The sequence below is a fragment of the Clostridium intestinale genome, from assembly GCF_035905475.1.
GTDB lineage: Bacteria > Bacillota > Clostridia > Clostridiales > Clostridiaceae > Clostridium_T > Clostridium_T intestinale.
Genome location: NZ_CP121166.1, coordinates 3448619 through 3473847 on the forward strand (window position 1 = coordinate 3448619; position 25229 = coordinate 3473847).

The following is a 25229-nucleotide window of genomic DNA, read 5'->3' on the forward strand; positions in this document are numbered from 1 at the left end:
ACTTATTTAAACTTTATTATTAGTATATAATAAAGTTGGGTAAAATAAAAATTATTGATGAAAAGAGGGTAAGCTATGAAGAAAATTTTTTATGAAATTCCTGAAGGTTTCAAAATAGGAGCCTCCTCTTCTGCTTGGCAATCGGAAGGATGGAAAGGAAAAAAAGAAAATCAAGTTAGTTGGGCAGATGCTTTTTATAAAAGTGCTCCTAGCAAATGGTACGAAGGTTATGGACCAACCATTGCTACAGATTTCTATAGCAGGTATAAAGAGGACATTAAATTAATGAATAGTTTAAATCTCCAAAGTTATCGTACTTCTATAGATTGGTCCAGATTTATTGAAGACTATGATAATGTAATAGTAAGTGAAGATGCTTTAAACTATTATAATGATATGATTAATGAACTTATCGCAAACAATGTTCAGCCTATTATTTGTTTAGAACATTGGGAACTTCCTGATTACTTAATACAAAAATATGGTGGTTGGGGAAGTAGAAAGGTAGTTGATCTCTATTTAAGATATGCTGAAAAAGCCTTTGAGGCCTTTTCTGATAGAGTAAAGATATGGTTTACTTTCAATGAACCTGGTGTAGTGCCTAACCTAGGTGTAGCTGAAGCCATATGGTATCCTTATAAAGTTAACTTTAAAGAATCTGTTCAGTGGAATTATCACAAAGTATTAGCTACAGCACTAACTGTTAAGCTCTTTAAAGAAAAGGGATATAACAAAGATGGGGGTAAAATTGGTATAATACAAAATGTTGCTCAAGTTTATCCTAGAAGTAATAGCGAAGAAGATATTAAAGCTGCACATATGGCTGAGTTGTTTGCAGATAAAACATACTTAGATCCTTGTATAAAAGGGGAGTTTCCATCCCTTTTATTTGAAACTTTAGAAAAACATAATTGTTTACCTAGTTATACAGATGAAAACTTGGAAATAATAAAAAATAATACTGTGGATATACTTGGAGTAAATTTTTATGGACCAAATAGAGCTAAAGCTAAAGCTACAAAATGGAATGATGAAAATCCATTTAATCCTTCATATTATTTTGATAGCTGGTCTATGCCTGGAGCTACTATGAATCAATCTAGAGGATGGGAAATATATGCTAAAGCTTTCTATGATATAGCTATAAATATAAAAACTAACTATAGAAATATTGAGTGGATGATAATGGAGAACGGAATGGGAGTCCACGATGAATATAAACATAAAGATTTAAAAGGACAGATACAAGATGATTACAGAATAGACTATATTTCTGACCACCTTAGATGGTTATTTAAAGCTATAAAAGATGAAAATGCTAATTGCACTGCCTATCATATGTGGAACTTTACAGATAATGTATCTCCTATGAATGCTTTTAGAAATAGATATGGTTTTGTTGAGATAGATTTAAGTAATAATAGAAGTAGAAGAGTAAAAAAATCAGGTGAATGGATTAAAAAAGTTATTGATAGAGGCGGATTTGAATACAAATCCTTTGAAGACGAATTAAAGTAATTCTAAATTAAGAGAGCATTTCTACTAAATGCTCTCTCTTTATTTTCTATCTAATACTCTTTATAAAACTCATTATTCTTATAAACTATTAGCTATGCATTTTTGCATTAATAATAGCGCCCAATATGTTTGCGTCATTATTATATTTACATCTCTTTATTTCTGTTGTTAAAAATGGAGTTCCGAATTCTTCTAGTACTCTTCTAAAGTTTTTTTGTATCAATTCAAGGAACCATTCTTCTTCTGATATTCCCCCACCAACACAAATTACCTCTGGGTTATAAAAGGTTGTTATAGTCACAAGTTGAGTACTCATATTATTAATCCATTCATCTACTGACTCTTTTGCAATACTATCTCCCTTTAAGTATATTTCAGTAACTTCATGTCCATACTTTAGGCTTTTTATTTCTTCAACCTTATCGTTATAAATTTTAATTAAAGCAGTCATAGAGCAATAATCTCCCTGCCTATCTATTTTATTTGTTTTAAAATTTATAAAAGGCATATGATGAAACTCTGCTGCAAATCCATCTTTTCCATAAATAACATCCTCTGAATTACATATACATCCGCCAGTTCCTGTTCCTATTATAAGAAATGCTGAACTTTTACTTCCTTTAGCATTACCTATTTTAAGTTCACAAAGCCCTGCTGATTTAGCATCATTAATTGTCGCAACTCTTTTATTAGTTCTTGTAGCAACTTCATTATTAACATTTGTTCCGTACATAATTCTTACATTAGGAGCAGCATAGGATTTTACATTGGAGTAAGCATCAATTAGACCTGGTGCACTTATTCCTATAAAGTCAATATTTTGTAATTCTTTGCAATTAGAACATAGGTAATCATAAAATTCATCTTTAGTATCAAATTTAATGGCTGGCACTTTCCATTTTTCAACTATATGATAGTCTTCGTCTACTAAAGCATACTTTATAAAAGTTCCTCCTATGTCTATTCCTAGTTGATATTTGCTCATTTTTACCCATCCCTTCAACATTAATATTTTCTTTTTTATTATATCATTTCCTTATCCTTACTTCTATTAATTCTAGAAATACTCAGTTTCATTTATATGCAAATTAATAAAGACTCAACAGCCGTTGAGTCTTTATTATTATTTTTATTAAATTCTAATCTTAAGCTTGAGCTTCTTGCTCACTCTTAACATTCATAGAATCCACTTTTCTAAAGAATGGGAAATATACTACTACAGATATAGCTATACATACTACTTGAAGTAAAGCCATTCTCCATCCACCCATTATTAAACCTGATATTACTGGTGGTGTAGTCCAAGGAACTGTTACACCTGTAAATAGTGGAACTAATTCTACTCTCATAGCAAAATATGCTACTACTGCTGAAATTGTTGGTGCTAATACGAATGGTATAAACATTAATGGGTTCATAACCATTGGGAAACCAAATATTATTGGTTCATTTATGTTGAATATTCCAGGCCCTATAGATAATCCACCTAATGCTTTGTTTTGGTCAGATTTAGAGAACCATACCATTAGTATTGCAAGACCTAAAGTTAATCCTGATCCTCCAACTGTTACAAAGCTAGCCATAAATGTATCTGTAACTATATGGCCACCGTTTGCTATTGTAAGAGCTTTTCCTGAATCTATAATTGCTTGGTTATCAAGTCTGTTTGCTATTTGCATTCCTTGCATAACTCCACCAACTATATTGTTTCCATGAACACCAAACCACCATAAGAATGGTACTAGTGCAGTTGTTATAATTAATCCTATTAAAGAGTCTGTAAATCCTTGTAATGGTGTTTGTAATACTTTAAATATGTATCCTATTAAAGTTGTACCTAATGCATATTTAAAGAACATGTATATGAACATTGTTGCTGTTATTATAACAAGTCCTGGTATAAGTGCTGAGAATTGGTTAGATACCCCTTGTGGTACTCCAGCTGGCATCTTTATAGTTATTTTCTTATTTAAGAACCAAGAATAAACTGCTCCAACTGTTAATCCTATGATTATTGAAGCTACCATACCTTGTCCGCCAAGCCATGTTCTTGGTATAACTCCTCCCACAACTTCTCCACCTGTAGATGTTGCAAATTGATCTAATGTTATTAAAAATACTGCAAATGCTATAATTCCTGCTCCCAATGGTTCATGACCTTCATTTTTAGCATACATGTATGCTATACCGATTACAGCTACTACAGCCATAATTGCCATTGTTGAGTTATAAACTTGGAATAATGGTTCTGTCCATCCTGCTCCAAATATTCCTGCCATCCAATCATTAAATGGTTGATATGGGATTTGAGCAAGCAATAGGAATACTGATCCTATTAATGACATTGGTAAGGTATAAATAATTCCGTCTTTTAATGCAACTATTCCTTTAAGTTCAACAAACTTCATTACTATGTTTATCAACTTTTCACTACGTGTTTCTGACATAATATAATTCCTCCTTAGATTAAATGTATTGTTTGCTACAAATATTAAAAATATTTGTAGCAAAACTTAACACCTTATTGATTATTTTCCTAACATCTTTAAAGCAAAATCTAAAACTTTATCACCTTTCATCATTCCATAATCAACTGAGTTGATTACATCTACTGGAACTCCTTTTGCAGAGCAAAGCTTTTTAGCTGCTGGTAATTTATATCTAACTTGTGGCCCAAGTAAAGCTACATCTATTCCTTCTTCTAATTTCTTACCCATAGTTGATTCTGGGAAGGCTTCTATATCAGCTTCTACTCCCTTAGCTTTAGCTGCCTCTTGCATTTTTGCTACTAATACACTTGTTGACATTCCTGCTGCACAAAATAATCTGATCTTTATCATCTTTTTTTCCTCCTTAAATATCTATACTATTTAACTAGTTTATTAACTATTTTTCTTAGTTCCATAATTTGTTCTATAAGATTCTTTTCTGTTATTGTTGTCATTAAGTGGTCTTGTGCATGTACAAACAGTACTGACACTTCTGTTTTTTCTCCTGCAGCTTCCTTTTGTAATAAATCTGTTTGAGCATTGTGTGCTACTTCTAGTGCTTCGTTTGCTTTTTCGATTAATTGATCTGCCTCTTCATAGTTTCCCTCATTTACTGCATTTAGAGCTTCATAGGAATATCCCTTAGCATCTCCTGAGTTTATTATTATATTCATTATTACCTGTTCTAACTCACTCATTTTATTACCTCCGTATTTTTAAACACCTTATCTTTATGCTTTTTATATTCGCAAGTTTCGTGCCAAAACACTATGAATGCTTTTATATATCGTTTTCACAAAAAATAACTATGTAGTGTTTGAATATAGTATGATTTTCTGCTTAGAGTTTAGATTTTCAATACTTAGTGTTTAATTGTTTTGACACATAATCATAATTCTGCAATCAGTGTTTATTTATTTATTATTAGTGTTTAATATTTATTTATTCGTATATATATTTTCCCCTAAATTTTTAATAAAAATCTTAATGTATACTTTTACTTAATAGAAATTTTTATTAAACTGTTTAATTTTTTACATTTTTTATGTAGTGTTTGTTTTTTAAACTCTATATAGTACTGTGTGTTCTTATGGTGTATAATATATATTAATTATATTGTTTTCAAGGAGGTCTTTAATTTGAATAAACGAGAGCTTATATTTAATAAGTTATTAGAAGTTAGTGAGGGTGAAGGCATAGATGCAGGAACATTATCTTCTATACTTAATATGTCTAGAGCAAATGTTAGTCATGAACTTAATTCACTATATAAGGAAGGTAAAATACATAAATCTTCTGGAAGGCCTGTTCTATTTTTTCCACTTTCCACAAAAACTTCTGTTAGCAAATTGGACTTACTCATTAAAAATAATATAAGCTTGAAACAAGCTATTGAGCAAGTCAAGGCAGCTATATTATATCCACCTAAAGGAATCCCTTCTTTATTATTAGGGGATACTGGCGTAGGTAAATCTATGATCGCTTCATTAATGTATGAATATGCTGTTGAAATGGGAGTTAAAGAATCTAACTCTCAGTTTATTGTTTTCAACTGCGCTGATTATAGTAACAATCCTCAGCTTCTTACCTCTCAATTGTTTGGTGTAAAAAAAGGTACTTATACAGGAGCAGAAGCAGATAAAGAAGGTTTAATGGAGAAAGCCAACGGAGGAGTGTTATTTCTAGATGAAATTCACAGGCTTCCCCCTGAAGGTCAAGAAGCTCTATTTACATTTTTAGATACAGGCACCTTTAGAAGAATGGGAGATTATGAAATAAGGAAATCTGATGTGCTTATAATATCTGCTACAACTGAAGACCCCCAATCAGCATTATTGAAAACTTTTACTAGAAGAATTCCCATGATTATAAGAATTCCATCGCTTAGCGAGAGATCACTAGAAGAACGTTTAAACCTAGTTAAACAGTTTTTTAAACAAGAAAGCATAAAATTAAATAGAGATATTTATGTTTCCTTAAACACAGTACGAGCTTTATTATCCTATGATTGCCCTAATAATATAGGCCAACTTAAAAGTGATATCCAATTAATTTGTGCTAAAGCTTACTCTGAATTTTTAACAAATATAAGGCATGATGTAAGAATAAATAGCGGAAGTCTCCCTCCTTTTATTAAAGAAGGCTTATATAAAGAAATAGATCATAGAGTTCTATGGAATAAGTTAGCTGGACTTGAAATAGAATTTTTTAAATTCTCCTATCAGGTATCTGATGAAGAAGAAGAATTTAATAACGATGATAATAGCATTTACCAAATAATAGAACAAAAACTTGAAAAACTAAAATCTCAAGGTATATCTAATATCGCCATAGAGAATATACTTGAAAAAGATATAACAAAGCACTTTCAAAAACACATCGTTGGAATCTCTGAAGAAATAAATAGAAAAAGTTTATTAACCATTATAGATGAAGATACTTTAGATTGTATTGATAAGGTTTTATATTATATTGTAAAAGCATCTAAGATAAAATTTAATAACAATATTTCAACAGCCTTAGCCTTGCACATAAATACACTAATAAAAAGGGTTAATACAAATAAAACAATAACTAATCCTGAATTATCTAAAATAAAAGAACTATATCCTAAAGAGTTTGAAATTGCCCTTAATGCTAAGAAAATAATAGAAAAACATATCCATCACGATATAACAGAAGATGAGGCTGGCTACTTAGCAATATTCTTATTACCAGAAGACACATTTACAAATAAAGATAATAAAGTTGGAATAATATTAATTGCTCATGGAGATTCTACTGCTACCTCAATGGCAAATGTAGCTAATAAACTTTTGGGTGAAAATCATGTTATAGGTATTAATGCACCACTAGACATAAGCCCATTTAAAGTTTTAGAAGAACTTAAAGAAGTTGTGAAGAAAGATAAAGATTCAAATTCTTTAAAAGAATACTTACTTCTTGTAGATATGGGATCTCTAACCACATTTTCAGAAGCTATAACTAAAGAGTTTGACGTTTCTACAAAGGTAATACCGTTAGTATCTACACTACATGTTTTGGAAGCTGCAAGAAAGGCACTTTTAGGATTTTCACTAAACGATATTTATAAGGAAGTATTGTCCGTAAATCAATATTTTGAGGTAGATAGGTCGAAAGAGCCGGTTAAAACAAATCTAAATAAAATAGCAATAATAACTGCATGTTTAACTGGTGAAGGTGGCTCTATAGCTCTTAAAAGCTTTTTAAATAAAAATCTTAGATATGATAAAGATGTATTTGAAATAATACCACTTAACTGTTTAGACAGAAATTATTTCAAGCAAAAATTACTTAAAATCCAAGAAGAAAAGGAAATTCTATTTATAGTATCATCCCTTCCTGTTGATCTAGATATAAAACAATACAGTATGTATGATGTTATAAATATGAAGGTAATGAATGAACTTCAAGAAAATGTTGATATTAAAACTACCTTATTAAAAATGCCTTTAATAATTAAAGAAAATGTTGATAATCTAGAAGGTAGTGAACTATATAATGATATTCTTACATTATTAGAAAAACTCCAAGTTAGCTTATCTATAAAACTTAAGGAAGAAAGCTTAGTTGGAATAATTCTTCATTTAGCATTTATGATAAGTAGATTAATAAAAGGGGATAACTCTATTGAGTATCCTGAAAAAGAGGAGTTCATAAGAGAAAATAAAAATTCTTACGATAAGATATATGAAAACCTTATGTTCCTCCAAGAAAAGTATTCTATTGAAATACCAGATAATGAAATGTGTTATATAACTAATTTCTTCTTAGAAAAGTAATATAAAAAAACTCCTACTATATTAATTACGCTTTAATATAGTAGGAGTTTTTATACTTTCTACATACTTTCCATAGTCTTATATCTTTCACACTCTTTCTTTTCTTTAGAAGGTTTTACTATTAAAAATATGTATGATAACAAAGCGAGCCCTATACATATAGCTGATCCTATATACACATGCGAAAAGCTTCCTTTTTCAATCAAAATACCCCAAATAGTTGCTCCTATAAAAAATCCTATGTCCATAGCTGAGAAAAAGGTTGCATTAGCAGCACCTCTACGATCTGGCGAACAATTTGAGACAGCTATGGAGTTAAGTGATGGTTGTGCTACACTATACCCTAATCCATATATAGCTCCCACAAACAATATTGTCAAAAGATTAGATGAAAATGCTAATATTATAAATGAAATAATTACTGTGCTTAAACCAAATATTATGATTTTATTTAATCCAAGTTTATGTGTTAATCTATCTGCGATAGTTCTTCCAACTAAAAAGGAAATAGCATATACTGTGAAAAATAAACCTATATTCTCTATGTTTTTTTCTTTTGCATAAGATGGTAGGAAGGTAAATAAACTAGAAATCGTAAACAAAATAAAAAATGCTACTATAGATGCTGGTATTGCACTACTTTCAAATAGGTCTAACTTCTTTTTCCCACCCTCAACATTATCTTTCTTATCTCTTATTTCTTTTACATTACTATCTTTCTTTTCATAGTTAAGAAATAAAGAAAAAGCTATAGCTAAAATTCCGAATAAAGTTGCTCCATAAAAGAATATATTATAATTAAAATTACCTATTAGATATAATCCTAATGATGGTCCAACAGCAGTAGCTATTGTTGCTGCAGTTCCACTTAATCCAACTCCTTGACTCAGTCTAGATTTAGGAACTATATCTGAAATAACTGTACCAATTGCCGTACTTTGAGCACTCAAACCAATACCATGTATTATTCTTAAAAACAATAAGAGTACTACTGATGAAATTAATGTATAAGATAGAGATACCAAAGAAAGTATACTGACGCCAATAAGTAAAACTAACTTTCTGCTCTTATTATCTATTATGTTTCCGAATAAAGGACGGAACAATAATGCAGACAAAGAAAATATACCAGTAAGTAATCCTACACTAGACTTACTCCCCCCTATATGCGCTACATAAAGAGGCATAGTTGAATTTAACATGTTCATTATTACGCTTGAAAAAAAATTTATTGATAATATTAATATTAAATCTTTTGTCCATAATCTCTTGTTACTCGATACTGCTTTTTTATCCATAAGTATAAAATTCCTCCTAGTATAAATTTACCGTATATATTCATTATAAATATATAAAAAAGAAGATGGTTTTCTAAATATGAAAACCATCTCTTATACCAAGAAGATTGCTTTTTATTTTTTCATTTTCAAGGCTTTTTCTAATACCTTAGGTCCATTACACATTCCATAATCTACTGAATCTATAACCTCAACAGGCACACCTAATTTAGCTCCCTTTTCCTTCATAACATCTAATTGGAATCTAATTTGTGGTCCTATTAATGCAACATCAGCTTTAGGAAGATTTCTATCTACAGAATCAGTTGATACTGCCCATATAGTTGCATCTATTCCTTTTTCTTTTGCCGCCCTTTCCATTTTAGTTACTAATAAACTTGTTGACATTCCTGCTGAACAGATTAATAAAATATTCATTTATATCACCTCATAATTTATTTATTATTAAATTTATTTGTATTCAAAATTAAAATCATCAAACTCAAATGTTCTTTTTTCAGATAGTTCTTTGTACCAATAACCTGATTTTTTCATATTTCTATTTCTGTTATCTTCTAAATTTATTTCCACTAGGCCATATCTATTTTTAAAAGCATTTTGTGGAGATACATTATCGGTAAATGCCCAAAGCATATATCCTGTACAATTAGAACCTTCTTCTATTCCTTTTATTAGCCATCTTAAATGATCAGATATAAATTCAATTCTATAGTCGTCTTGAATTATTCCTTCTTCATTTTTATACTTATGTTCATTTTCTACACCCATACCATTTTCAGCAATGAACCATTCAATATTGCCATATTCATTTTTCACTCTCATTGCGAAATCATACATAAGTTTAGGGTATATCTCCCATCCTCTAAATGGATTCATCTTTCTTCCTTGAAGTTCATGTTTATCATAAAAATACTCTGGGTGGAATGGCGTATTTGGATTCCAAGCTAAATTTCTAGCCTTTACTCTTGTAGGAGCATATAAATTAACCCCAAGAATATCTATTGTATTGTCCTTAATTATTTGTAACTCTTCTTCTGTATATTCAAAACAGCAGTTATGTTCTTTTAATATTTCAAAAAGTTCTGCTGGGATTTCCCCTTTTATAGATGGATCTAAGAAAATCCTATTGAAGAATAAATCAAATTTTTCAGCTGCTTCAACATCATGTTTTGCTGTTGATCTTGGATAACAAACGTCTGGATTTAATATAACTCCAATTTTTCCTCCATCTTTATTATATCCACCTTCTTTATATACTTTAACAGCCTTTGCCGTTGCCAAAATCTTATTGTAATTCCATTGCATAGCTGTTTGAGTATCTTGTTTAAATGGATATCTTATGCTATCTAAAAATACTCTTGTTTGAACTACTATAGGCTCATTAAAAGTATACCATTGTTTAACCTTATGAGAATATCTCTTAAAAGCTTCTTCAACATACTTAATATATAAATCTACAACATGTTTAGAACCCCATCCACCATACTTTGTGAATAATTCTGCTGGAAGTTCATAATGCTCTAAACATAACATAGGTTCTATTCCATTTGCAATTAATTCATCTATAAGATTATCATAATATTCTGCTGCTACTTCACTTACCTCTGCAGTTTCATAATTAATTATGAATCTTGACCAATCTATGGACGTTCTATAGGAATGTAATCCTGCTTTTTTCATTAATTGAACGTCTTCCTTATACCTATTATAAAAATCTGTTGCTACAGTAGGACCATATCCGTTATGCCATAGTTCTGGAGTCGATTTATACCAAAGATCCATATAAGAATCTTGACCTTCTTCTTTTCCATCCCAACCTTCTGTTTGCCAAGCTGAAGCTGCTGCTCCAATATAAAAATTGTCTGGTAATTTATATTGTCTCTTACTCATTTTTTCTCCTCCTATGATTCTTATTGCTTATCTAGTGTTTCCCATATTCCAGTTAAATACATTGCGCCAAGAGCTCTATCATATAATCCATAACCTGGCTTTCCTGTTTCTCCCCATATCATTCTTCCATGATCGGGTCTAATATATCCAGTGAAACCATTGTTGTGTAAGGTTTTTACTATATCTACTATATCTAAAGAACCACATTTTGAATAATGTGCAGACTCCTCAAAGCTTCCATCATCAAGAAGTTTCACATTTCTTATATGCATAAAATGAATTTTTCCTCTTTTAGAAAACTCGTCTATTATATCAACAACATCATTTTTACTTGAACATCCTAGAGAACCAGTGCATACAGTTAATCCATTACTAGGACTATCGTAAATACTAACTAATCTTTCTAAACTTTCTTTTCCTGTTATTATCCTAGGAAGACCAAATATAGGCCATGGTGGATCATCCGGGTGTATAGCCATTTTAATGTCGCATTGTTCTGCTACAGGTATTATCTGTTTTAAAAAATACTCCAAATTACTCCAAAGATCCTCTTGAGATATTTTAGAATACTCGTCAAATAACGCCCTTAAATCTTCTATTTTATAAGATGAATCCCATCCTGGTAAAGATAGTCCTCCATCTAAAGGATTAAGTTTATCAACCTGTTCCTTATAATAAACTAGAGTTGTAGATCCATCTTCTAATTCTTTATCTAATTGGCTTCTTGTCCAATCAAAGACAGGCATAAAATTGTAGCATATGACCTTTATTCCACACTTAGATAGATTTTTAATGGTTTCTTTATAATTTTCTATAAACTTTTCTCTAGATGGTAAACCTAGTTTTATATCTTCATGAACTGGAACACTTTCTATTACTTCAAGTGTTAATCCATCTTTTTCTACCAATTCTTTTAACTCTTTTATTTTATTTATTGGCCATACTTCTCCAACTGGTATATTGTAAAGTGCACTAACTATTCCTTTTACATTTGGTATTTGCCTTATATTCTTAAGAGTTACTGGATCATCTTCTCCATACCATCTAAATGTCATCTTCATGCTTATGCCTCCTTCTTTATATGGTATTATTCTTTATTATGGCTAATCTTATATGTGATTAGCCATAATATTTTTTATTTTTAAGCTTCTGCCTCTATTAACATGTTCTCTTCTTCAACCTTTTGCTTATCCCAAACCTTAACGAATGGTAGATATATTAATACAGATAAAGCAATTGCAATTACTTGTAAAATTACTGCTCTAAAATCTCCATTTGTAGCTAAGAATCCTGATATAGGTGCTGGAACTGTCCACGGAATCGCTAATCCTGCTGGCTTACTTACTAAGTTAAACGCCATAGCTGCATAAGTTAATATACCTATTGATAAGTTTGATAATACAAATGGTATCATCATTATTGGGTTCATAACTATTGGAACACCAAATATTATTGGTTCAGATATGTTGAATATTGCTGGTGCTATTGCTAATCTGCTTAGTGTCTTTAACTGTTGAGATTTACCTACTATAAATATAGCTATTACAAGACCTATAGCAGCTCCACAACCTCCTATGTTAACAAAGTTATCGTAGAATTGTTTTGTTACTATGTTAGGAAGTGCTTGCCCTGCTTCTAATGCTAATCTGTTTTGATCCATAGCTGGAAGTAAAACTGAATCCATAACTCCGAAAACAACACGAGTACCATGAATACCTAATGACCAGAAGAACATATATAGGAATATTGTAGCTATCATTCCACCAAAAGATAAACCTACTTTAGATAAAGGTGAACCAACAAATTTTGTTATAAAGTTAAATACATTACCATAAGTAGTTGCTTCAAATCCTAAACGGATAAAGAAGAATAAAGTTATAATTATAAGACCTGGTGTAATTGCTGCGAAAGACTTTGATACTGCTGGAGGTACTGATTCTGGCATTTTAATAACCCAATTTTTCTTGATTACATATATAAATATTTCAGTAGAAATAATTGCAGTAAATATTGCAACTATTAGTCCACCTGCACCTAAGTTTGTAGTTTGCCAAACTCTACCCAAGTTTAAAGTTGAACCATCAGCTAGTTTGCTGTTTACAGTTAATACTGGAATAAGAAGCAAAAATGATGCTAAAGCTACTGCTCCTGCTGATACTCCATCAACATCCTTATCTTTAGCTATCTGATAAGACACTGAGAATACAGAAAGTATTGCTACTATGTCAAAAGTTACACGAACTGGATATAATATTTTTGCTGCAAATCCATCTCCAAATATGCCATTTATGAAGTCGTTATATCCTGCTATAGGAACATTTCCTAAAATCATGAATATAGATCCTATTATAATAAGAGGCATTGTTATAGCTAAACCATCACGTAATGCTCTTATGTGCCTTTGTCCTGCTATTTTAGCAGCCTTAGGCATTATTTTTCTTTCTAAAAAATCGATAAATTTGTTTCCCATTATAATTCCTCCTAAAAATTTGTTTTATATTAATTAATAAATAGTACCACCTTTAATTCCCGAAGTTGCATTAGCCGTATAAAGACCTAATACTCCACTTTTAAATCTTGGTTCATAATCTTTTAAATGTTTTACCCTATCAGATATAATCTTATCGATTTCATCCGATGAAAGTTTACCATCTTCGGTCCCAACTATATTTATTGTCCTGTTCTCTATATCAATTTCTATTAAATCTCCATCTTCAACTATGCTTATTGGACCTTTACTGGCTGCTTCTGGAGATACATGCCCTATTGCAGGTCCTCTTGTAGCTCCTGAAAATCTCCCATCTGTTATAAGTGCTACTGATGAATTTAATTCCTCATCTGAAGCTATTGCCTCAGTTGTATAGAACATTTCAGGCATTCCACTTCCTCTTGGTCCTTCATATCTTATTATTACAGCATCGCCTGGTTTAATTGATTTTTCTATTACCGCTTTAAAAGCATCTTCCTCACAATTAAAAACTCTTGATTTAAGTGTTACATTCCACATAGTTTTAGGTATTGCTGAGTGTTTTATAACACAACCCTCTGGTGCAATATTTCCTTTTAATACTGAAACTGAACCGCCTTCATATAGTGGTTTATCTATTGGATATATAACACTATCTTTATCAAAATTCTTTTTAGTTTGAGTAATCTCCTCATAAGAAACTTGTGAATTAAATTTTTCTAAATTTTCTCCCAAGGTTTCTCCAGTAACAGTCATAACGTTTAAATTAAGATATTTCTTAAGCTTACTCATAATAAAGGGAATTCCTCCACTATGATATATATATTCTGCTGGCCAATGTCCACTTGGTCTTACATTTAGTATGTAAGGAACCTTTCTATGGATTTTATCAAAATCCTCAGCAGTAATTTCTATTCCTAATTGTTTAGCTATAGCTGGTATATGGAGCATAGCATTTGTTGATCCTCCAATAGCAGCATGTATTATAATTGCATTTTCAAAAGCCTCTCTAGTCAATATATCCTTAGCAGTAATTCCTTTTTCAATTAAATTTAATACAGCTTCAGAAGACTTTTTCGTATATTCTTCTAAGACCTTTGAACTTCCTGGTAATAATGCTGCACCAGGCAAAGTTAAGCCTAATGCTTCAGCTAAAGTTTGCATTGTAGCTGCAGTTCCCATAAATGAGCAAGCTCCACATCCTGGGCAAGCATTTTCTTTATAAAAATCATATTTTTCCTTACTTATTTCTCCTCTTTTTTCCATGGCACTATAAGTACCAATTTGATTTAAAGTAAGTAATTCTGGACCTGCTCCCATTACACCACCTGGCATAACCACTGCCGGTATATTGAGTCTAGCTATAGCAACTAAATGTGCTGGCAGCCCCTTGTCACAACTTGATATAAATAATCCTCCATCAAAGGGTGTAGCTCCATAGTGTATTTCAATTAAGTTAGCTATTATTTCTCTAGACACTAAAGAATAATTCATTCCATCATGTCCTTGAGCTTGCCCATCACATATATCAGTTCCATAATAATCTGATGGAGAAGCATTTAGTGTAGTTAGCTTTTTTATAGCTACTTCTACTAACTTATTTAAATGGACACTTCCCGGATGGCTCTTTCCAAAGGTGCTCTCTATTAAAATCTGTGTTTTAGATAAATCGTTCTTTTTCCAGCCCATTCCTAATCTTAAGGAGTCCATTTCTGGTGCCCCTAATCTTATTTCTTGTGATTTTAACATTAAAATCCCCTCTATCTATTAATTTCTATCTTCATATCAGCTATACTTTTTATATTTTCTTCTGATACATGCATTTGGTCGCCTTTTATTGTGCACTTTAATGTAGCTGCGCCAACACCAAAGTTGATAGCTTCTTGTAATGAATACTTTTTCATAAGTGAGTATATAATCCCAGCTACAAAAGCATCTCCACTTCCTATTCTCTCTATCATCCTAGTTTTAAGTGTAATAGAGTCGTAAAGTTTATCTGAATAAGCATATGCATGATAGCTATTATTATCTTGAGTGTCGTTTTTTCTCTCTGTATGAAATATATATTTAAAGTCGTATAATTCCTTGATAGCTTTCATTCTTTCTTCAATATCTTGAATACTTGATTTTTCTCTGCTAAATAAATCATAATCATTTTCTGATGCTTTAATAGGCTCTATTCCAAAACAAATATCTACATTTGGAGCAATTTCACTTAGGAAATCCTTAGCCTCTTTTACCCCCCACATCTTAGATCTATAATTTAAATCCATGGAGATGGTAATTCCTCTTGCTTTAGCTTCACATATTAACTCTTTCAAAACTTCTCTTACATTTTCACTAACAGCAGCTGTTATTCCACTAAAATGAAACCAAGTTATTCCTTCAAGAATTGAATTAAAATCTATATCTTTTTTCTCTAGCTGAGAAAAGCTTGAGTGCTTTCTGTCGTATATAACTGAACTTGCTCTAATGCCAGTACCTCTCTCTGAGAAGTACATACCCATCTTTTCACCTTTTCTTATAACCTTTTCGGTATTAACTCCCATACCTTTAAAGTATCCTTCAACATCTTTACATAAATCATTATCTGGAATAGCTGAAAGTATGTAAGAATCTATACCTAAACCTGAGAGCATAGTCACTATATTTGCTTCTGAGCCACCATAATAATACTCCATGATATTACCGTTAAAATATGTATTATTCTCTTTAGGAGTAAATCTTATTAATATTTCTCCAAAGGCTAGAAACTTATCCATCTTTTCACCTCATTACAATTTTGTTACTTAACTTTTTCTAAAAACTCTTTAGCATTACGTACTATAGCATCATGTTGTAAATCTGTATCTTTAGTTAATAGACTTCCTATCCCTAGAGCTTCCGCTCCATTTTCTAGCCAATTATTAATGTTTTCTTTATCAACACCTCCTGTAACCATTATTTTTATATCTGGAATAGGTGCCTTTATTGCTTTTATATATTTAGGTCCAACCAGTTCTCCTGGGAAAAGTTTTACAATTTTACAATTATATTTTTGTGCTCTAATAATTTCAGTAGGAGTTAAACATCCTGGTATATATAAAATTTCATTTTCATTACAATATACTGCTAAGTCCTCATCAAAATTTGGCCCAACTATAAACTTTGCTCCACTTTCAATTGCATTTTTAGCAGTCTCAACATTAACAACAGTTCCTGCTCCAACGCATAATTCTTCATCCATGCTATATTTCTTTATAAGTTCTGAAGCTTCCTTATTAGTATAAGTAATCTCTATTAAAGAAAGTTTTACTTCCCTACAGGCATCAATAATCTTGCTACCTTCTTCTTTATCTTTTCCTCTAACTACTGCTACTAACTTTCCTGCTAATATATTATCTAACACCTTACTTTTCTCTTCCAAAAGCTCACCTCCTTTATATGTGTGTTACTTATATCTAATCTGTGTTTTATATCAACACACTTTTACTTTAGTAGCTTTTTAATATCTGCTATACTCTCGTACATGTCTATAAATTCTTGTGCTAAATCCCTAACTGTCATAGCATTCATAAAGTGATCTTGTGCATGAACCATAAGAAGTGTAACTTCTTGAGCATTTCCTGCTGCTTCTTCCTGAATTAAACCAGTTTGCATATTATGAGCCTTCTCTAAAGATTCTGAACAACTTTTAAGAGATTTCTTAGCTTCATCTATGCTCCCTGCTTTTGCTTGTTTTATGGCTTGCATTGCATAGCTTTTTGCATCTCCGCCATTTACAATGATTTGAAATATTATATCTTGGTAGTCCATCTATGTCATCCTCTCCTACTTTATATTATTTGTGTTATTTTATTTACGTAATATTATATAGCAACTATGATGCCAACACAGATAAAAAAGTGACTATATAGAAACAAAACTTATGTTTTGTTATCATATATAATCACTTTTTTTATATTTTAATTATGCTCATTTAAAAAACTTACTATACGGCAAATATCATCATCTGATATTTTTATAGAATATTTAGTGTTTAACATTGCAGTCACATTTTTAATTGTTCTAAAAAATTCTTCATTTTTTTCTATATATATTTCCTTGTCTTTAAAAGGTCTTGTACTTCCACCTGACTTTAGCCTATCTATCATACAAGCTACATGAAAGGTTTCTCCGATTAATATATTAGTAGATATCTTTAGCCTTAAAGATTCTATAATAGTATTATTAAAACTTTTAATATCATTTAAAACTTCAAATCCATTAATATTCGTAAGTTGATTTTGTAATGTATGCCCCATTTTTATATAAGTAGTTTCAATATCAATTTCTTTTTGAAGAATTTCTATAACTTCTGAGCTCATTACCTTATCTAAACCATATTGTAATATAGGTGTGTCTAATTCAAAAGGACTTATTATACATATAATTCTATAATCTTTAGATACTTCTTTAATTTTTCTTAATATGTTTTTCTTACCTTCAAACATAACTGCTATTACTTCTATTAAAGATTTATCAAAATGAAGATTTTGCTCTAGGAAATTTTTAACCATAAGAGCTCCACCTTCTCCAGTAGTACAAACGGTCACTATAGCTAATTTATCTATCTTCTCTGCTAATTCTTTTATTTTTTGAGACTCATCTTCTAAAATAGTGTTTACTTTTAGTGTTTCCTCATAAACTTCCTCTAAAGAATATCCTATCATTGCTTTTCTAGTGGCTTCAATAACATGTAATGTACTAACTAAAGGTAAAGTTTTAGTTTTTATCCCTAGTTCCTCTTCTAATTCTTCACCAAAAGTTGTAAGTGAACCCATATCAACTAAAAATAATATATCAGACTTAATTTTTGATTGAATTATAAAATCCTTAATTCTATTTATAACTTTTTGAGGTTTTTCTTCTATGGGTGCATTTATTCCTATTGCGTAATTAGTTCCTAAAAGCTTATTAGTTGCATCGGCCATAGAGGTTGCTGTAGCTGCTCCATGAGCCACAACTATTACCTTTACTTCATCCTTTTCTTCATCAACATTTCTATCATCATAAACTAAAAACATAGCTAAAAATGCAGCTTCATCAATAGGCATGGATATATCTAAAATTCTATCTATTATTTTCAAACAGTTTAATGCAATATTAAATTCATTTTTATATTCTGTTCTTATTTTATTTAATTGAGGATTTATTATTTTTTGATTCTTTTTAATTCTTTCTATGGAATTAGCTATATGAACAGCTAATCCATAATATATCTTCTCACTTAAACTTTTATTTAGTCTATCTTCACAGTATGCAACAATCTCTTGAACTAAGTTAATTATCTCTTCATCTATTATACTTTCAAGATTAGATATATCTCTTTTTTTATTAACATTGTAAATATAGTTATTAAAATAATCTTCTATATCTTTGCTCATTTCCTTATCAAGCTCTTCAGTGGATATCCCCCTGCTTTTTAGTTCATGTATTCTTAAATCTAACATATCATATATGTTTTCATCATTTTCATACTCTTGAAATAATACATCCTCTTTATCATTATTAAATATACAGTATCTACTATTTATCCCTACAAGCTTATTCCAAAGTTGCCTATGCTCTATTGCAGTATATAATCCTTGCCTAATATAAACAGGCAAATCTATAGTATTAATCCTTAAAATCTTTTTCTTTTTAGAAACAAAATCCGCATAAGCCTTAGCACAAGCTAGCTGTACGTCTGTTTTTAATTGCCCTACATTATTTGGACAATTATAACTTGAAAATGCCTTCATTGCATTTACTGATACCTTTATATCCCTATCAAGTCTAGAGGACTCTTCTCTAAAAAATTGGCATATAAGATTAAATCTCTCTTCTAGACTTCTTTCTTTAATGCTAGGTATACGAATAATCATTGGAATTCTTCTTGTAAATGTGTTTAAAAGCATAGATTCAGGATTTTCTGTAGTTGCACAAATAATTAATACATTAGCGTTTCTCTCTAAATCAGTTTCACCTAATCTTCTAAAGGTTCCCTTATCTATAAAGGTAAAAAACATTTCTTGTCCCTCTGGAGGTAGTCTATGAACCTCATCTAAAAACAAAACTCCTCCATCCGCTTTTTCTATAAGCCCCTCTTTATCACTATCTGCACCAGTATATGCACCTTTTTTAGATCCAAATATTTGACTTATAAGCAGCTGAGGATTATTTGAGTAGTCTGCACAGTTAAATGTTATAAGTTCTGAATTTTCATCCATTCTTCCCATTTCTTTTGCATACTTATAAATTAAGTTAGCAAACATGGACTTTCCTACACCTGTTTCTCCCAAAATTAATATATTCATTCCTTTAGGCGGATATAATACTGCCGCTTTTGCCTGCTCTATAGGAGAATATAAACTTGAATTTTTTGATGCAAATTTATCTATTGTAGATTCTTCCTTATAATCTATCCCTTCCATAGTAAAGAGTACTGGTTTTCCTTTAATTTTAATTATCTTACCCTCTTCAGATAACTTATTTAAATCGCTACTTACGTTTGCCCTATCAAGCCCTAGTGCATTAGCTACCTCTATAGCACTTATACCATTACCCTCATAAAGCTCCTTAAACTTTTCAAAAACACTATCTATTCTTCGCATACTATCCCCTCCACCATGGATTATAGTAGTAAGTTTATATGTTAACCTTATCATAAAAGTAATTAATATACCCCTATGATACTATATACTCATAGAGGTATTATTTTAGTTTTATTATGCTTCTTCAATTACTTATTGTCAATATGAAGGTTATTGTCATCTGTGTCCTTATCGCTAGATATCGATTGAATATATTTAGCTAAAAATCCTGGAGGATTAGTTTGCCATAATTTATATCCCTCTGAATTTAATATACTTTCATTGTCTATGTTTTCTGTTCCTTCAAAGTATTTTAAATTAAGCTCTTTAAATGTTTCACTCATAAGATTTATTTGCTCTATGGAGTAACCCTTAACATCTGCTAAATTTATATATGCCATATCTGCAGCCTTATCTCCAAAAGCCTTTTTAGAATATTCTTTAAAGCTCAATAAATTAGTATCGGCCTTTTTATTTTCTTTAGCCCAGTCTTCAACATTAACCCACTCAGTACTATAATCAAATGCTTTATTTTTGTTTGAATATTTTAGGACACCATATTTCTGAGGATATACGCTTAGTGCTCCCGTGGTTATATCATATATCTTTTTAGACGACTCTGGATTTTTATAAGAGCTTATGTCTTGCACATGAATATGCCCACTTAAAGTGAATTTAATTTCATTACTCAAAAAGTTATTGATAGCTTTTTGATTATCATTAAGAGTAAATCCATCCTTTACTACCTCACTATGATCCATTAGATTATGATGCATAACTGTTACTAATTCAGCATCATTATCTTTTGCAAGCTTACTACACTCTTCTATCCACTTATAAGTTTCATCTGTTATCCTACCATCAGTTTGTGGTTTCTTATTTTTCTCATTATCCTTATACTGACAAGTATCCAACATTAACAGCCAAACATCTTCGGATGGAGCAGACAAATAACTTAAAGTATTTTTATCTCTAGATATGGCTTCTTTATAACCATATTCTCGATAAATATCCTCAAAGTCCTTGTCACTTATATAGTCAGTTTTTAACTGTTTATCTTCTTTAAACTCTCTTGCCCAGGGATTTAATATATCATGATTTCCAGGTATAACATAAACTGATGTACCTGAATCCTCTACTATTTTTAACTTTTTTGCTAAATCTTCATGACTCTTCTTTTCCCCATTATTAGTTAAATCCCCACTTATAATAAGAAATTGCGGACGATTTTTTTTAATATCATTTATAAAAGCATCTGTTATCTCATCTATATACTTAAGTTGCTTTCCATCTCCGCTATCTATAAAGTTTTGAAAAGCTTCTCCTCCATCAGTTAAGCTTTTAGATAAGTAATGTATGTCAGTAGCGATATAAAATGTAACATCTTCTCCAGACTTAACTTTAGGTTCTATCTTTCCTCTTATAAGTACTTCTTTAGTATCAACGTTTTTATTTGCTCCACAAGAAATTAAAAAACTACTAAATATTACAAAAATAATGAAAATTCTATTTTTGATGTTCATCCATATCCTCGCTTAATCTTCTTTATTTATATTAGAAAGAAGAGAATCAATTTCTTTCTTTAACTTAAATAAAAGCATTGGATCATAATCTAAACATTCTACAATACATTTAGGTATGTTTAGAGCCTTTTCTTTAAGTTCATTACCCTTATCGGTTATTGATACACAAAGCAATCTCTCATCTTCTGTAGATCTTTCCCTTTTTATATATCCTATACTTTCTAATCTTTTAAGCAGTGGAGTAAGAGTTCCTGAATCTAAATATAGTTTATTTCCAAGATCTTTTAATGTTATATTTTCCTTCTCCCAAAGCACTAACATTACTAAATATTGAGGATATGTGATTCCTAATTCATTTAAAAAAGGACGATATAATTTTGTAATAGCCCTAGATGTAGCATATACAGAAAAACATAATTGGTTTTCTAATTTTAAAAAATCATTATTCATAAGTGGTCACCTCCTGTCAAAACCTCCCGATTATTATACTCCTATTATAATGTATAAATACTAATTTGTTAATATAATTATAATATATTCTCAATTTAATTGCATACAATTAAATTTGTGATATAATAATCTTATGCAATATAAATTAGGAGATGATAATTTTGTCAATTTATGATTTTAGTTTTAAAACAATCGATGGAAAAGAACAGTCTTTAAGTGAATTCAAAGGTAAAAACCTACTTATAGTTAACACTGCTAGTAAATGTGGATTCACACCTCAATATAAAGATTTAGAGGCATTATATCAAAAATTTAAAAATGATGATTTTGAAATTATAGGATTCCCTTGTAATCAATTTGGAGAACAAGAACCTGGAAATTCTAGCGAAATAAAAAACTTCTGTGAAATCAATTATGGAGTTAATTTCACAATAACAGAAAAGGTTGATGTAAATGGACCTTCCGCACACCCATTATTTACATATCTTAAAGAAAATACTAAATTCGAAGGACTAGATACAACTACACCTTCTGGAAAACTTCTACATACTTTCTTAAAAGAAAAATTTCCTGAATCCCTATTAGGTGATTCTATTAAATGGAATTTTACAAAGTTTCTTATAGATAAAGATGGTCAAATTGTTAAAAGATTTGAGTCTACATTTGAACCACTAGATATAGAGCCCTATATTACTGCTTCTAAATAAACCAAAAAAGATACTGTGAATAAACTTATTTCATTCACAGTATCTTTTTTCCTAAGAAATCTTCAAATCAAAACCATCTGGGGGTACAGGTTTACCATAATAATAACCTTGGATATATTGGCATTTAAGGGATCTTAAACAATTTACCTGCTCTACTGTTTCTACGCCCTCAGCAATAACATACACCCCTAAGTTTTCTGCCATGCTAATTATAGATTTAGCTATGCTAGAATTTTCATTAATATTATCTATAAACGCCTTATCTATTTTTAATCCATCAATCTTAAACTTCTGTAGGTATTTTAATGAACTATACCCAGTACCAAAATCATCTATAGAAACTCTTACACCTAGATTTTTTAACTCTTCCAATTTACTTATAACTTCTTCTTCTTTATATAATGCAACACTTTCAGTTATTTCTAGTTCTAAGTTTTTAGGATTTATCCCTGTAGTTTTTAATGTATTTACGACCATATCAATAAAGGCCTTCTCCATAAATTGTATACTAGATACATTTACTGACACTCTAAAATCTTTATCTATAGTATCATTCCATTCCTTACATTGTTTGCAAGCTTCTTCTAATATCCATTTTCCTAATGGGACGATAAACCCTGTTTCTTCTGCTAGCGGTATAAACTCTATTGGTGAAACAAATCCTCTGTCAGCACTGTTCCATCTTACTAAAGCCTCTGCACCTTCTATTCTTTCAGTTGTTATGTCAACCTGTTTCTGATAGTATAAAACAAATTCATTATTATCTAGAGCTTCTTCAAGCATTTCTTGTGATATTCTACTTCTCATATCCTCATTATAAATAATGGAATTATTTTTATTGTTTTTCTTTACATGATACATAGCTACATCTGCATTATTTATTAAATCATCTACTGTACTTCCATGATCTATAGATATACTTATCCCTATACTGCAAGTTATTTTGCAAGCTTTCCTACCAATATACATAGGTTGTTTTATTCTATCTAACAAATCCTTACATATATTATCTATTTCTTTATAAGATTTTATGTTAGGTATAAATGTAACAAACTCATCTCCACCAAATCTAGAGATTATAGGGTTATAGTTTTTCAATTTTTCTTTTAGCCTAGCAGCTACATTAACTAATATATAATCACCTGTGCTATGCCCTAAACTATCATTTATATCTTTGAATCCATCAATATCGATAAAAATTATTGCGGATTTATTTCCATTTTTCATTTCATCATCCAAGATTACCTGAACATCATCAAAAAAGACACCTCTATTAAATGTTTCTGTTAGTTGATCATATTTTGCCTGATATAATATCTCACTTTGAGTTCTCTCTACTGTAGAAAGAAGATTATTAAATCCTGTTTCCAAGATAGATATCTCGTCATTTCTTTTTATAGAAATTCTTTTAGAAAAATCATTATTTTTTTCTATATTTCCTACATTATATATTAATTCATTAAGCCTTTTAAAAATTGTTTTATCTATTAACCATAACAATAATATAAATGACACAAGTAAAACTACGCTAGTAGTAGCTATGTACTTATACACACCATATGTGCCCATATTTAGTATATTCATATCTACATCTATATTGCTTGACATTTTTATTAGCTTATTTCCATCATAATCGTAAATAATTCCTACACTTTTATCACTTTTACCATTTTTGTCTACCCATATATCTGCTTTTATTCCTCTGCCGCTTATATAAGTTGTTGATGTTATGTCACCTGGTTTATCAATATTATCATCAAGTTTCAGATTCATTAGAAGATTATCACCCATACTATTAACTAGATTTTCATTAACGTATCTTCCGCAGACTATCCAGCCTACCGAATTACCAAGTCCACCACTTCTAGTTATGGGATAAGCAGCTAATAACATGCTCCCTTTAGGAGAACTAATTAACTTAGCTTGAATCCTTATATCATTAAATATCCATTCCTTACCTTTTATGAAATCAACTACTTCATCCGATTTGTTAATTTCCTGCTTATCATGTAAATCGAATTCCTTACCATAAGCAAGTTTTTTATCTTTATCAAAAATGTAAAGTAAATTCCAATTGTTTAGTGAAAAAGTTTCATCTATATAATTTGAGTCTATATAACTTTTATCTCTATTTAATACATATTCATATGTATCATCCCAACTACCATAATCTTTAGCTGAGTTCTCTAGGTCAATAAGTTGATTGTTTAACTCATTAACAACTTGCTTAATATTTCCTTGACCTTGATTTTTTAATAGATAATCAAAGTTTCTAATTATAAACTTATTAGATAATCCATAAACAATAAGTACTGATGCTACTATAGTTAACAAAAAAAATATCGATATTTGACTTCTAAGCTGGTACTTTTTATTTTTTTTAATTTTGTCATGTTTGACCATAAATTTTTCTCCCAGTACAATAAGCTCGTAATTTATTTATACATTAATTATATAACATAGCTCATGTATATTTATATATTTTTTTAAA

20 protein-coding genes are annotated in these 25229 nt (G+C 30.3%); 3 read left to right on the plus strand and 17 right to left on the minus strand.

Going from position 1 to position 25229, the window contains the following annotated elements:
* The first annotated feature begins 75 nt into the window (after positions 1–75).
* Positions 76–1518 (plus strand): glycoside hydrolase family 1 protein, encoded by a 1443-nt coding sequence (locus tag P8F83_RS17695; protein WP_326512095.1) that lies wholly within the window; start codon positions 76–78, stop codon positions 1516–1518.
* Positions 1519–1606: 88 nt separating this feature from the next.
* On the opposite strand, the gene P8F83_RS17700 is transcribed toward P8F83_RS17695, so the two are convergent.
* The 4 genes from P8F83_RS17700 to P8F83_RS17715 all read right to left on the minus strand — a co-directional run bounded on the left by P8F83_RS17700 (position 1607) and on the right by P8F83_RS17715 (position 4705).
* Positions 1607–2503, minus strand: a complete 897-nt coding sequence (locus P8F83_RS17700) for an ROK family protein (protein WP_326512096.1) — start codon at positions 2501–2503, stop codon at positions 1607–1609.
* Positions 2504–2663: 160 nt separating this feature from the next.
* Positions 2664–3965, minus strand: a complete 1302-nt coding sequence (locus P8F83_RS17705) for a PTS sugar transporter subunit IIC (protein ID WP_326512097.1) — start codon at positions 3963–3965, stop codon at positions 2664–2666.
* Positions 3966–4046: 81 nt separating this feature from the next.
* The gene (locus P8F83_RS17710) at positions 4047–4358 is read right to left on the minus strand and encodes a PTS sugar transporter subunit IIB (RefSeq protein WP_326512098.1); all 312 of its coding nucleotides are present in this window, start codon (positions 4356–4358) and stop codon (positions 4047–4049) included.
* Between the two features lie 26 nt (positions 4359–4384).
* Positions 4385–4705 (minus strand): PTS sugar transporter subunit IIA, encoded by a 321-nt coding sequence (locus P8F83_RS17715; protein WP_021803284.1) that lies wholly within the window; start codon positions 4703–4705, stop codon positions 4385–4387.
* 441 nt (positions 4706–5146) lie between these two features.
* Here P8F83_RS17715 and P8F83_RS17720 point away from each other — a divergent pair, with 441 nt between their 5' ends.
* The gene (locus P8F83_RS17720) at positions 5147–7810 is read left to right on the plus strand and encodes a sigma-54-dependent transcriptional regulator (RefSeq protein WP_326512099.1); all 2664 of its coding nucleotides are present in this window, start codon (positions 5147–5149) and stop codon (positions 7808–7810) included.
* Between the two features lie 59 nt (positions 7811–7869).
* On the opposite strand, the gene P8F83_RS17725 is transcribed toward P8F83_RS17720, so the two are convergent.
* From P8F83_RS17725 to P8F83_RS17780, 12 genes are all read right to left on the minus strand, one after another.
* Positions 7870–9108: an MFS transporter gene (locus tag P8F83_RS17725; RefSeq protein ID WP_326512100.1), complete on the minus strand. Its 1239-nt coding sequence runs from the start codon at positions 9106–9108 to the stop codon at positions 7870–7872.
* Positions 9109–9222: 114 nt separating this feature from the next.
* Positions 9223–9525 carry a PTS sugar transporter subunit IIB gene (locus P8F83_RS17730; protein ID WP_326512101.1) on the minus strand — a complete coding sequence of 101 codons (303 nt, stop codon included), beginning with the start codon at positions 9523–9525 and terminating at the stop codon, positions 9223–9225.
* Positions 9526–9558: 33 nt separating this feature from the next.
* A complete protein-coding gene (locus P8F83_RS17735; protein ID WP_326512102.1) occupies positions 9559–10998 on the minus strand; it encodes a glycoside hydrolase family 1 protein in 1440 nt (479 codons plus the stop codon).
* A gap of 20 nt (positions 10999–11018) precedes the next feature.
* A complete protein-coding gene (uxuA, locus tag P8F83_RS17740) occupies positions 11019–12059 on the minus strand; it encodes a mannonate dehydratase (protein ID WP_326512103.1) in 1041 nt (346 codons plus the stop codon).
* An 80-nt stretch (positions 12060–12139) separates the two neighbouring features.
* The gene (celB, locus tag P8F83_RS17745) at positions 12140–13468 is read right to left on the minus strand and encodes a PTS cellobiose transporter subunit IIC (RefSeq protein WP_073022828.1); all 1329 of its coding nucleotides are present in this window, start codon (positions 13466–13468) and stop codon (positions 12140–12142) included.
* A gap of 33 nt (positions 13469–13501) precedes the next feature.
* Positions 13502–15214 (minus strand): dihydroxy-acid dehydratase, encoded by a 1713-nt coding sequence (gene ilvD, locus P8F83_RS17750; protein ID WP_326512104.1) that lies wholly within the window; start codon positions 15212–15214, stop codon positions 13502–13504.
* 11 nt (positions 15215–15225) lie between these two features.
* Positions 15226–16227: a sugar kinase gene (locus P8F83_RS17755; protein WP_286905779.1), complete on the minus strand. Its 1002-nt coding sequence runs from the start codon at positions 16225–16227 to the stop codon at positions 15226–15228.
* 23 nt (positions 16228–16250) lie between these two features.
* Positions 16251–16871 (minus strand): bifunctional 4-hydroxy-2-oxoglutarate aldolase/2-dehydro-3-deoxy-phosphogluconate aldolase, encoded by a 621-nt coding sequence (locus P8F83_RS17760; RefSeq protein ID WP_326512105.1) that lies wholly within the window; start codon positions 16869–16871, stop codon positions 16251–16253.
* A 62-nt stretch (positions 16872–16933) separates the two neighbouring features.
* Positions 16934–17260: a PTS sugar transporter subunit IIA gene (locus tag P8F83_RS17765; protein ID WP_021804138.1), complete on the minus strand. Its 327-nt coding sequence runs from the start codon at positions 17258–17260 to the stop codon at positions 16934–16936.
* Positions 17261–17409: 149 nt separating this feature from the next.
* Positions 17410–20079 (minus strand): sigma-54-dependent transcriptional regulator, encoded by a 2670-nt coding sequence (locus tag P8F83_RS17770; protein WP_326512106.1) that lies wholly within the window; start codon positions 20077–20079, stop codon positions 17410–17412.
* A gap of 128 nt (positions 20080–20207) precedes the next feature.
* The gene (locus P8F83_RS17775; protein WP_326512107.1) at positions 20208–21581 is read right to left on the minus strand and encodes a metallophosphoesterase; all 1374 of its coding nucleotides are present in this window, start codon (positions 21579–21581) and stop codon (positions 20208–20210) included.
* A gap of 12 nt (positions 21582–21593) precedes the next feature.
* Positions 21594–22031, minus strand: a complete 438-nt coding sequence (locus tag P8F83_RS17780; protein WP_021804135.1) for a MarR family winged helix-turn-helix transcriptional regulator — start codon at positions 22029–22031, stop codon at positions 21594–21596.
* A gap of 161 nt (positions 22032–22192) precedes the next feature.
* Between P8F83_RS17780 and P8F83_RS17785 the strand changes: the two genes are divergently transcribed.
* Positions 22193–22738, plus strand: coding sequence for a glutathione peroxidase (locus tag P8F83_RS17785; protein WP_326512108.1), 546 nt, complete (start codon positions 22193–22195; stop codon positions 22736–22738).
* Positions 22739–22789: 51 nt separating this feature from the next.
* Here the strand turns inward: P8F83_RS17785 and P8F83_RS17790 are convergent, their stop codons facing one another.
* The gene (locus tag P8F83_RS17790; protein ID WP_326512109.1) at positions 22790–25141 is read right to left on the minus strand and encodes an EAL domain-containing protein; all 2352 of its coding nucleotides are present in this window, start codon (positions 25139–25141) and stop codon (positions 22790–22792) included.
* Between the last annotated feature and the right edge of the window lie 88 nt (positions 25142–25229).